The sequence below is a fragment of the Pseudomonas sp. R62 genome, assembly GCF_000257605.1.
Lineage (GTDB): Bacteria > Pseudomonadota > Gammaproteobacteria > Pseudomonadales > Pseudomonadaceae > Aquipseudomonas > Aquipseudomonas atacamensis.
The window spans coordinates 1,104,735-1,116,739 of record NZ_JH635998.1 but is presented as its reverse complement, the minus strand read 5'-3'; the positions used below and the strand labels follow the sequence as shown (position 1 = coordinate 1,116,739).

Below are 12,005 nucleotides of genomic sequence, written 5' to 3'. Positions count from 1 at the left end.
ATGGCCAAACTCGGGCTTTACGGGTTGACCCGAACGCTGGCGATCGAAGGGCGCAAGAACAACATTCTGGTCAACGCCATCGCCCCGACCGGCGGCACGCGCATGACCGAGGGCCTGATCCCGCCGCAAGTATTCGAGCAACTGAAGCCGGAACTGGTCAGCCCGCTGGTGGTGTATCTGGCCAGCGAGCAATGCCAGGAAACGTCCGGCCTGTTCGAAGTCGGCGGCGGCTGGATGGGCAAGGTGCGCTGGGAACGCAGCCTCGGTGCCGGCTTCGATCCGCGCGAGGGGTTCTCGCCGGAAGACGTCGCGGCGCACTGGCAGCAGATTTGTGATTTCGAAGGGGCGGCGCACCCGAAGGACAATATTGAAGCGTTGAAGGAAATGATGGCGAATTTGCAGAAGTATTCGATTTGAAGTTAACGGAGCCACCAACCCTCGCGGCGGGTGGCTCCAGTTTTCAAATGTATCTTTTTTCTGTCATGAACTTGGGCGGCTTCCAGTTAGGTCCTTTGATAGCTAGGCCCTTTTCTCCCTCCAGTAAAATCCCGGCAGCGAAGAGCCGAGCGTACGATGCTTCCAGGGTCCCATACTCGTCGATCAGGTCTCGATTGTGGCGTCTGATCATCATGTCCAGATGTGGCGTTGCCTGAAGTAACGCGAACACCGTAACTATGTCATCCAGAGGTTCATTTTTAACGATCATCTCAACGGTGCTCATTGCCACATCTCCTTCAGCAATTTCTGGTAATCACGTTCTTCCTGCTCCGTTGCAGCAGCCAGTGCTTCGGGCGTGTAGAGAAGTGCGGGATCGTCTTTCAACTGGAAATCTTCCAACGTTGCCGTATGCACGTTATTCCAGATCGGTGACCCGATCTCTGGCATCTCGGTATCACCAAAGCCTAAAGCTCTGAATCTTTCGAACTCCCTTATCTCGTGAGTGTAGAAACGTTTGTCAGTGTCGGAAGCTTCGAGTTCTCCACGAGCGATTCGCTCCAGGCGATCAAGCATTACGTCATTGGCAGCTGATTGCGGAAACTTTGAAATGTGTAACTTCACGATGTCCGTTCCTTCCGATGAAACAGCGGCTGTTGCCCACTGCAAATCTGATATTTCATCTCCAATCTCGTCAGGGTTGAAACTACGCCCGCTGTGCTTCCCCTCTTCGGTCGCCCCTTCATAAGGATTACTGAACACCACATAAAGCGGCTCAATCCCCGAATCAGCCGGAAACACGATGATGAATCGATCCCAGCCTTCAATCAGGATCGGGTTCAGATCCAGCCGCCCTTCAACCGCAACAACGGAAGCGCCGGAATAGGCGGGCGAACCGGTATCCACTATTGGCAAAGCGGTCGATTGGTCGCTCGGCGAGATTGCCGGCGTCCAGGTCAGGAAGTCGGTAGGCGAGTCCGATAGTGCGACCTCGTATACGTCGTTGAGCAAATCGTATGCGGCATTGAGGACCAGCACACTTGAGCGAATATGGAAGTCATCACTCGTAGCGATGAACACTTGCGTGCCAGCCCCGAGTCGCCTGACGCCTAGCCCGACCTGCATCTCCAAAGTGCCCTGCCGGTATGCGATTTCACGCAGCGTCTCGGCCGGCTCGGACGACAACTCGGCCAGTGGAACGCTCATCGCAAAGCGTTCGCCGTTGCCCAGAGGTGACGGCATCAATAGCGCTGCGAACCCCATCAGTACTGGACTGCCGAACAGCGCCGTGCCCGTCGCTGTCAGGGTCGCTTTTGCCGTACGTAGTGCATTGAGTATTCCCACCGAGATAGCCGGGCTGAGCGGGACGGCTGTCGAAACGAAAGAAACGGCCGGGCCGTTGCTGGCCATTGCTCCAGAGGACGGAAAGACATGCTTCCGTTCCTCCTGTAACCGAGCCTGTTCTGCCGCATTGGCCAGCGCCGTTGCTTCAGCTTTGGCTTGTGCCTCGGCCTGGGCGATTTTCAACTTAGCCAGCCGCTCTTTCTCCCGAGCTTCAGCCTCAGCATTCAGGCGCGCGGTCTCAGCCGCCAATCGAGCCTGTTCGGCATCCCGACGCTGTTGCTCCGCCAACGCGGCCAGACGCGCCTGTTCGCGTGCGCGAATTTCTTCCTGCTCCCGGCGCATCGCTTCGGCAATGTCACGCTGGCGCTGTTGCTCAGCGGCAATGCGGGCACGTTCTGCAGCTTGGCGTTGCGCCTCTGCCGCTGCCGCCTGGGCCTGATCCTGGGCTTGTACGGTGGCCAGCCAATTGAGTACGCCAGCCTGTTGCTGGTTGAGCAGCGCCAATGTCTGGCCCAGCAGCCGCGCTTCGTGGGCGGCCCGAAAGGACTCGCTCCACAACGCTCTGCTGCGGACCGCTGCGCCCTGCGCGCGCCGATTGGCCGATGCCTGATTCAGGTAATCCTTGAAGGTTTTTCCCAGTGGATCGCTGCCATAAAAGCGGTTGGCGATGGCAGTCTGCCGTTGAAACTCGGCGCTCTTGCGCTGAATCAAGGTGTTCCTGACGCCCACTTCGCGGGCCAGTGCTGCGGCCGGTGGCAGAGGATTGGTCGGTCCTTCCAGCCTGGTCGCCGCCAGTTCGACCTCAATGGTTTGGGGAATAGAGGCGGTTCTTGCGTTGAATTCCTGTTCCACGGCGACTTGCGTTTCATGCATCAATTCACGCGTCTGCGGATTGGCGCCGGCAGGGCCGAACATGCCGCTGTAGGAGTAATTCATGTCGCGTTCTTTGAATGGTTCGAAGCCATCAGGACCGAATTCCCTGATATGTACTGGATCCAGTTCTAAAGGTGGAGGCTTTGGCATATTCATGTCCTTTTGAATGTGCGTTTTCACTCGCTCGAAAAGTGCGCACGGGTGGCGATGACATCCGTGTCACCAGCGAATGGTTGAGGTGTTTCAAGTTACCTCAGAGTGGCGGTAATCAAATCCGAGAAGCCCGTCAGTAACAGGGCGTTATGTCGAAAGGGTTTTCACGGGTTTTTATCGATGCAGAGGGTATTCATCCGAGCTTCGAAGAAATGTCTGACGCGCTGATCGGAAGCGTTACCGAACCGTTATCCAGCCTTTTTAAACGCCCATAAAAAAGGCCGCTGCAAACGCAGCGGCCAAGGTAAGACGTTGGATCAAGGAGCTACAAATCAACGTCAGTGAACAGCGGGGCGGTAAACCGAAAACATCGATTTATCCAGAATCTGTAGCCAGTCGCTCGCGATTCAGCGTAGCGGGCTTCGCGCTTTGCGGCGTGTGCCGGGAAAGCGCGCTCAGAATAAGGTCTCAAGCCTGTAGGAAAAATACCTATTCCAGACATGCACTGTTACGGGGCGCGCAACAGTGAGGTGCCCATGAATGGCGCTGATGATGCGCCATCCAGCCAACCCATGAACCTCTCAAGGCCCCGCCGCGCAAGGCCATTCATCCTTTCGAGCGACAACGCAAATACCTCCTTGGTGCGCTTATCGACCGCTTCACCCGGCAGTAGGGTGGGGCCTTCTGTCACTCACCGGGGAAGACGCATGACAAAAACAACAATGCGCGCCATCTTCACACCGCAGGCGCTGGCCGCTGCGGTGGCTCTGGGTTGCGGCGCCCAGGCGCACGCGGTCGCCTTCAACATCGGCGAAATCGAAGGCACCTTCGACTCGTCACTTTCGGTCGGCGCGAGCTGGGGCCTGCGCGATGCCGACAGTTCGCTGGTCGGCACGGTCAATGGCGGCAGCGGACAATCGTCCACCGGTGATGACGGGCGGCTGAATTTCAAGAAGGGCGAAACCTTCTCGAAAATCTTCAAGGGTATCCACGACCTCGAACTGAAGTACGGCGATACCGGCGTGTTCGTGCGGGGCAAATACTGGTACGACTTCGAACTCAAGGACGAAGACCGCGAGTTCAAACAGATCAGCGACAGCGGCCGCAAGGAAGGCGCCAAGTCTTCCGGCGCGCAGATCCTCGATGCCTTCGTCTATCACAACTACGCCATCGCTGATTTGCCCGGCACCGTGCGGGCCGGCAAGCAGGTGGTGAGCTGGGGCGAAAGTACCTTCATCGGCAACTCGATCAACAGCATCAACCCGGTCGACGTCTCGGCATTCCGCCGTCCCGGTGCGGAGATCAAGGAAGGCCTGATTCCGGTAAACATGCTGTTTGGTTCGCAGAGCCTGACCGACAAACTTTCGGTCGAAGGCTTCTACCAACTGGAGTGGGACCAGACCGTTCTCGACAACTGCGGCACGTTCTTTGGCGTCGACGTGGCGGCGGACGGTTGCAACAACGGCTACACCGTCGGCAGTCCGGCGGTGGCGCCACTGGTGCCGCTGACCACCGCGTTCGGCCAAGGCATTCAGGTCACCCGCGAGGGCGTGGTGATTCCCCGTGGCGGCGATCGCGATGCGCGCGATTCCGGGCAGTGGGGCACGGCGCTGCGCTGGCTCGGCGAAGACACCGAGTACGGCCTCTACTTCATGAACTACCACAGCCGTACGCCGACGGTCGGCACCACCACGGCGGGGCTGTCGACACTGGCGGCATTGCCAGGCATGGTCGGCATTGCCAACGGCCTCGCGCCTGGCAGCGGTGCGGGGCTGGCGCAAAGCGTGATGCTCGGGCGCGGTCAGTACTATCTCGAATACCCGGAAGACATTCGCCTGTACGGCGCGAGTTTTTCCACCACGCTGCCCACCGGCACCGCGTGGACCGGTGAGGTCAGCTACCGGCCGAACGCGCCGGTGCAGGTCAACACCAACGACCTGACCCTGGCGCTGGTCAACCCGATTGCCGGCGGCACCGCATCGCCACTCGCTACTTCGCCGGGTGCGGACAACAAAGGCTACCGGCGCAAGGAAGTCACGCAGATCCAGAGCACCCTCACGCACTTCTTCGATCAGGTGCTCGGCGCCGAACGCCTGACCGTAGTCGGTGAAGCGGCGGTGGTGCATGTCGGTGGTCTGGAGTCCCGCAGTGAGCTGCGTTACGGCCGTGATTCGGTGTACGGCCAGTATGGTTTCGGCGGCGATACCGACGGCTTCGTCACCTCGACTTCGTGGGGCTATCGCGCCCGGGCGATTCTCGATTACGCCAACGTCATCGGCGGGATCAACCTCAAGCCCAACCTGTCGTGGTCCCATGACGTCGCCGGTTACGGCCCCAACGGTCTGTTCAACGAAGGTGCGAAAGCCATCAGCTTCGGCGTCGATGCCGACTACCGCAACACCTACACCGCAAGCCTGAGTTACACCGACTTTTTCGGTGGCGACTACAACGTCCTCGAAGACCGTGACTTCGTGGCCCTGAGCTTCGGCGTGAACTTCTGATCTGCCCGAAAAGGATGACTGCAATGCGCAAAACGATTCTGCAATGTGGCGTGCTGGCCTTGAGTCTGCTGGCGGCCAACGTGATGGCGGCGGTGTCGCCGGATGAGGCGAACAAACTCGGCACCAGCCTGACCCCGCTCGGCGCCGAGAAGGCCGGCAATGCGGACGGTTCGATTCCGGCCTGGACCGGCGGCATCCCGAAAAACGCCGGTGCGGTGGACAGCAAGGGCTTCCTCGCCGACCCGTTTGCCAACGAAAAACCGTTGTTCACCATCACCGCCGCGAACGTCGAGCAGTACAAAAGCAAGCTCTCCGATGGCCAGGTGGCGATGTTCAAACGCTACCCGGAAACCTACAAGATCCCGGTCTACCCGACCCACCGCACCGTGGGGGCGCCAGCGGAAATCTACGAGTCGGCCAAGCGCAGCGCGCTCAACGTCAACGCGATCAACGATGGCAACGGCCTGGCCAATTTCACCGGCAATCGCTACTACGCCTTCCCGATTCCGAAGAACGGCGTCGAGGTGTTGTGGAACCACATCACCCGCTACCACGGTGGCAATCTGCGGCGGATCATCACCCAGGTCACGCCGCAGACCAACGGCAGCTACACGCCGATCCGCTTCGAAGAAGAGATCGCCGTGCCGCAATTGATGAAAGACATCGACCCGGATAAAGCCGCCAATGTGCTGACCTTCTTCAAGCAATCGGTGACCGCCCCGGCGCGGCTGGCCGGTAACGTGCTGCTGGTGCACGAAACCCTCGATCAGGTGAAGGAACCGCGTCTGGCATGGATCTATAACGCCGGTCAACGCCGGGTCCGGCGCGCACCGCAAGTGGCTTATGACGGCCCGGGTACAGCGGCCGATGGCCTGAGGACTTCGGACAACTTCGACATGTTCTCCGGCGCGCCGGATCGCTATGACTGGAAACTGGTTGGCAAGAAGGAAATGTACATTCCCTACAACAGCTACAAGCTCGACTCGCCGAAGCTCAAGTACGACGACATCGTCAAGGCCGGGCACATCAATCAGGACCTGACCCGTTACGAACTGCACCGCGTCTGGGAAGTGATCGGCACGGTGAAACCGAACGAGCGGCACATCTACGCCAAGCGCCACATGTACATCGACGAGGACAGCTGGCAAGTGGCACTGGCCGATCACTACGACGGTCGCGGGCAACTGTGGCGCGTCGCCGAAGGTCACGCGCAGTACTACTACGATCATCAGGCCCAGGCTTACACGCTGGAAGCGCTCTACGACATCATTGCCGGCCGCTACATTGCGTTGGGCATGAAGAACGAAGAGAAGCACAGCTTCGAATTCGGCTTCGAAGCCAAGGCCGCCGATTACACCCCGTCGGCTCTGCGCGCCGAGGGCGTACGGTAACGGGTCTGCTGTACCGCTGGACAAAAGGCGACCGCACGGTCGCCTTTTTTATGGCCATCAATCAGCGTGCTGAATACTCGTCAACAAGGGCGCGGGAGAGGGCTAGGGTGAGCGCACAACGATAAGAAGGCTCACCCGATGACCGCCATGACCCCGTGCCTGGATCGACCCGGATTTTTGCCCAGGCTTTCTTCGCATCATCAACCTCGCAGCCGTTTGAGCGCACCTTTGCTGGCATCCAGCGCGCGGGTGAAGCTGTTGTGCGCGCCCGCGGGCAGTGGCAAAACCGCACTGCTCACCGAATGTCTTCTTCAGGCGCGTGCAGAGTGCGAGGCAATCTGGCTGCCGCTGGCGGGAGCGGCGCTCAGCACTGAAGAATTCTGCCTGCGTCTGACGCGGGCGCTCGGGCTGGTCGAAGGCCTTGACGATACGCAACTGATGGCGGAGCTGGCCCATTGGTCGAGGCCGACTTCGCTGTTCATCGATGATTACAGTCGTCTGCCGGATCCGGCTGTGGACGCGCTGCTGGATCGCTTGCTGGCGGTCAGTAGTCCGGCGCTCACCTGGTGGGTCAGCACTCGGCGCCGGCCGCAGTGCAACTGGCCGCGGCTGTTGCTCGATGACGAACTCTACGAATTCGAAAGCGCCAGCCTGGCGCTGACTCACGATGAAGTGGTATCGGTGTTGCACCATTTGCCGCCAGACCAGGCGGAGCGTGTCGCTGCCCGTATCATCCAGCGTACCGGCGGCTGGTGCGCGGGGGCGCGCATGGCGCTCCTGCAAAAGTGCGATTGGTCGCAAAACCTGCAGCCGCAGCAGCGTGTCGACACTCTGCTCGATTATCTGCAGCACGAACTCTTCAGCAACCTGACCCCGGAGCAGGACGAGGCATGGCGTGTGCTGGCTCATCTGCCACGGTTCAACGCGCCGTTATGCGAGCATTTGTTCGGCCCTGGCGAGGGCGCTCAGCTGCTGCGTGATCTGCAAGTGCTCGGCTGCTTCATCGAGCCTTGGCAAGCGTCCGCTGACTGGCTCCAGGTGTTCCGCCCGCTGTCGCGAATCATCCAGGAGTCGCATTGGCCGTGTGCGCGTTCCTGGCACCGGCGCGCCTGTCAGTGGTTCAGCGCGACGCAGGATTGGCGAGCGGCGTTCGAACAAGCGTTGTTGGCCGAGGAATACGAAACTGCCGTCAGCCTGTTGCAGCATTTCAGCTTCGAAGACTTGTTCGAAGACCAGACGGTCGTCCTGCTGTTGCGTTTGCACGAGCAGCAAAGCCAGCAGCTGACCCTGATGACACCCCAGCTGATCGTGCTGGTCACGGGCGCCTTATTGTTTGCCGGCCGGTTCGAACAGGCCGGGCAATGCCTGGCTCATCTCGGCCGCTTCATGCCGCAGCCGACAGCGCAACTGGAGCAGCAGCTGCTGGCCCGCTGGCAGGCGCACCAGGGATGGCTTTTCCACCTGCAAGGACAGATGGAGCCGGCACGCGCCTGCTTTCAGGAGGCGTTGTCCGCACTGGCTGACGATGCCTGGCAGGCCTGTGTGATGTGCCTGTCGGGACTGACCCAGCAGGCGTTGCTGTGCGGTGAACTTGATCAGGCCCATGCCCTCAACCGCGAGGCGCTGTGCCTGGCGCGGGCTCACGGCTCTCTGTTGTTTGAGGGGTTGCTTGAGCTTGATCATGCGCAATGGCTCGAGCAGCGAGGCGCGCCTTTGCGTGCGGAAAGCCTGCTGGTGGAGATCGAGCACTTGCTGCGTCAGCGCAGCATGGTGCCCACGCCGCTGCTCGGCCGTATCGCCTTGCGACGCGGACGACTGGCGCTGTGCATGGGCCTTGAAGAGCAGGCTGCGCAGTTGTTCAGCCAGGGTCTTGAAGATTGCCTGCGCAGTGCAGACAAACGAGTCTTGTACGGCTACCTCGGGCAGGCGCAACTGGCCGGCAATCGCGGCGATTATGCCTGCGCTTTCGAGCGCCTGCGCGAGGCCGAAAGGGTCATGCAGCAGCGGCAGATTCCCGATACGGTCTATCGCGGTGTTGTGTTGCAGGTCAGCAGCCAGTTCTGGTTGCAGCAGGGCCGACCGCATCTTGTGCAAGAAGCGTTGAGCCGACTGTTACGGCATTACCGGGGGCCTTCTGCGTTGCAGGCGCCACCCGCGACGTTCGAACTGATTATTCGCATCGAATACCTGCTGGCCTGCGCGAATGCGCAATCGATCCCTGACGAAACCGCTCTGCCCACCATTGAACGATTGCTGAAACGCGCTCAGGCCAAAGGCATGTTGGCGGCGGAAACGGAGTTGCTGCTGGCCTTCGCCCAGTTGGCCGAATTGCACGGTGACACGGTGGCGGCGCAGCAAGCTTTCCAGCGAGCCGCAATGCTGGCGGAGCGCTGCCGGTTGCAGCAAGCCATGCGCGAGTGGGAACTACGCCGAGGCAGCGTCGGCACGGCGTCTGGCAAGCAGATTCCTGTCTGGCTGAGCGATAACGCTGATCATGCCCCGGGCCTCAGTCGACGCGAGCGCGAAGTGCTGACATTGATTGCTCAAGGTGCTTCGAATCAGCAGGTTGCCGAACAACTGTTTATTTCATTGCATACAGTAAAAACCCATGCGCGACGTATTAACGGAAAGTTGGGTGTGGAGCGCAGAACTCAAGCGGTGGCAAAAGCAAAGTTGATGGGGATACTGATTTAGATTATGAAGTTTTGCAGTACAAAAGATTGCATGTGTTTGTTGGCATGTTTTGTAAATTGTTCGCCCTTCAAGTTGCCTGGAAAAGAAACTACCTTGCAGCTATCTACAGCGGCTGTGTTCGCAGCTCTGGATAGTCAAGTAAGGAAAAGATGTGGTCAAGTTATATAAAAGTCTGATGCGTGGTTCTTTGGGTGAGCAAGTTACCTGGCCTGAAGAGTGGGAAAAGGCAATCCAGGCAAAGGAAGATCTATTCAAGATCGTCGACGCCATGCCGAGCGTGCTGGATATTCTTCGCAGCATGCTTGACAGTGAATTGAAGCGTTTGGGCAAGACAATCGATATTGACAATGTTTACATCAATACGGACTCGGCTTTTCCCGATAATGGAAGTCGTCCTTCTGGCACTCTTTGGGAAGTGACTGTTCATTGTCTTGATAATAATGTCAGCCCCGCTTACATAATGGGCGGTGATGGGGTTTATTCTCTGCCGGACACCCGGAATGAGCAGTTCAAGGTCAATGCTCTCAATGTCCTTATTGTCGAGGATCTGATTGCTGCGGTGACCACCGGGTTGCAAAAGACATTGCAAACCGAGATCGCAAAGTTCTGGGCGGCGCCAGTCAGGTCCATGCGACCGGAAACGGCACCGTTGTCTAATAAGCAGGCTTTCATCGAAGCCTGCGCCGTGGTCACCAGTGCAGAGCTTTCGCTGTCGGTCATGGCCAACAATTTTGACGCCTGGTTGGGCGAGCGATTCGCTCATCTGCTCGACGCAGATGGCGGTCGCGCAGCGTTTGAAGTCAGGCTGCAACCTGAACAGGATTACCTGCTGTCGCTTCAGCCTTGTTTCGTTCTGGACAACGCCGAGCGTGCGGATGCAGAAATGCCGCTGGTGAATGAGTCAACCTCTTATCTCCTGCATACGCCGGAAAACGGCTTTGAATTTTTTGAAAAAAATATCGATCTGCATAGCAAACTTCAGCAGCGACTGTCCCTGGGTGGAGACCAGATCAGGTATCTGAAAGCTGCGCAAAGTCCTCATGCGTTTTGTGCCGAGGCTCACCTCAAAGGTCAGCTTGAAAGTGTTTCACTCTTGATCGGCGGCCAGGAACAACTGGCAAAACCGCTGACTTCCATGCTGCAGGACAATCAAGGCCTGCATGTGCTGCGTTACGGCATCGAAACCCGCTTCTATCTGCTTTGGGCTGCATTGAAACGCACCGACTGGCCGCTATGGCTGCATGCCGCGGGTAGCGATATGCAACAGCGCTATAGCGAGCTTGAAGAGTCGCGGGATCAATACCAGGCTGTCTACTCAAACACCTTCGATGCCTGTTTTTCATTCAAGGATTATGTAATTCGCACATTCGCCGAATGGGCGGACAGGGTACTTGGTGAACAACTGGATCCGGAATCGATAAGTGTCCATAGCTCGTACAGTCTGCAAATTGCCGGGCGTACTATCGAACAGGAAGAAACCCGGACGCTGACGGAGTTTATGGTTTTCGGGCTGCACGACACTGGTTATAAAGCGGCTCTGACTATCATCGGCGCTCCTGCCGGAAGTCGGCTGACGGCAGTAGCGCTTGAACAGTGGCTGGAAAATCGTAACCTGCGACTGGAATTTACCGGCAGTCTTGCATACTCGCCCTCGGTGGCTTACCAGGAGGCTTATCGCAACTATCTCTGCAGTCAGATGGAGTTCGCGGCTTTTGTTGCTCGTCACTCCGGGAAACTGGATTCCACTGATGCCAATATCATCGCGCGGGCCATGGCCAATGATCCTGCGGTGACTATTCAGGGGTTGAAAATCAGACTGCAAGCGCCAGCGCTGAAAGACGTTCTGATGATTTCGGCCAAAGAATACGTGCCGTCGCTGATGCTGGTCAAAACAGCTGGAGGACAATTCGAACTGCAGAAATTTCCCGATATCTACGCCGCGAACCGCTGGCTGGAGTCGGCATTGTCGGCGGATCGTGAATACGCCGCATTGATGATCCATCCCGACTACCTGCAAGAGGCCGGTGAGTTGCTTGGCAGCGCTGGCACTCAACTGAGCTATCGCTACACGATTGATAGCCGGCCGGTCGATTTTTATCTGAACGCCAAAGCACCGTTGGCGGACTACGCGAATGTCGCCTACCGAGCCGAAGTTGCCCTGCACAAAGCCATTGCACCGGCCGGTTATCGCGCGCTTGGCTTCGAGGGCCGCAAGCGCTATTCGCGTCTGAGCACCGAATTCAAGGCACTGTCCATGGTTGAGGCGCGAGACAATGGTTTTCCGACATTCGAGCAATTCACTTACGACTCGGTGAAAGCTCAGATCGAAGACATTTTGCGTTCGCGTGGCTGTTACGTTTCGGTCAATCCCGACCAGATCATTGTGCAAACCGAAGACTTTCGTAAGAGCGTTACCGACGTTTTGCTTGAAGGACTCGCTTTTGAAGCGGCGCATCCAGCCTACGAAACGAAATTCAGCCCGAAATACTATTTGGTCAACGGCCATCCCATCGTTGAAAAACTGGATATCCGCGACCTTTCCTCGCTGTCGAAAACATTCCGACCCGGCGACAGATATACCGCGATGCTGAAAGAGCAATATCAGAACAAGGCG

At 58.2% G+C, this 12,005-nt stretch carries 6 protein-coding genes and 1 pseudogene; 5 read left to right on the top strand and 2 right to left on the bottom strand.

The features are described from left to right. A pseudogene (locus OQK_RS06455) lies at positions 1-417 on the top strand (serine/threonine protein kinase); the annotation flags it as partial. A 43-nt stretch (positions 418-460) separates the two neighbouring features. Here the strand turns inward: OQK_RS06455 and OQK_RS06450 are convergent. Next, entirely contained in the window at positions 461-721 is a 261-nt protein-coding gene (locus tag OQK_RS06450) for a hypothetical protein (protein ID WP_016771644.1), read from the bottom strand. After that, positions 718-2,715: an S-type pyocin domain-containing protein gene (locus tag OQK_RS06445; RefSeq protein WP_016771643.1), complete on the bottom strand. Its 1,998-nt coding sequence runs from the start codon at positions 2,713-2,715 to the stop codon at positions 718-720. The genes OQK_RS06450 and OQK_RS06445 overlap by 4 nt, the downstream gene beginning before the upstream one ends. 797 nt (positions 2,716-3,512) lie before the next feature. On the opposite strand from OQK_RS06445, the gene OQK_RS06440 reads away from it, so the two are divergent. The 4 genes from OQK_RS06440 to OQK_RS30375 all read left to right on the top strand — a co-directional run. Beyond that, positions 3,513-5,306 carry a DUF1302 domain-containing protein gene (locus tag OQK_RS06440; RefSeq protein ID WP_038860649.1) on the top strand — a complete coding sequence of 598 codons (1,794 nt, stop codon included), beginning with the start codon at positions 3,513-3,515 and terminating at the stop codon, positions 5,304-5,306. 23 nt (positions 5,307-5,329) lie between these two features. Further along, entirely contained in the window at positions 5,330-6,697 is a 1,368-nt protein-coding gene (locus tag OQK_RS06435) for a DUF1329 domain-containing protein (RefSeq protein ID WP_016771641.1), read from the top strand. Between the two features lie 138 nt (positions 6,698-6,835). After that, a complete protein-coding gene (locus OQK_RS06430) occupies positions 6,836-9,391 on the top strand; it encodes a LuxR C-terminal-related transcriptional regulator (RefSeq protein ID WP_038860647.1) in 2,556 nt (851 codons plus the stop codon). A gap of 151 nt (positions 9,392-9,542) precedes the next feature. Beyond that, positions 9,543-12,005 (top strand): dermonecrotic toxin domain-containing protein (locus OQK_RS30375; protein ID WP_038860645.1); only part of this gene is annotated, 2,463 nt, incomplete at its 3' end.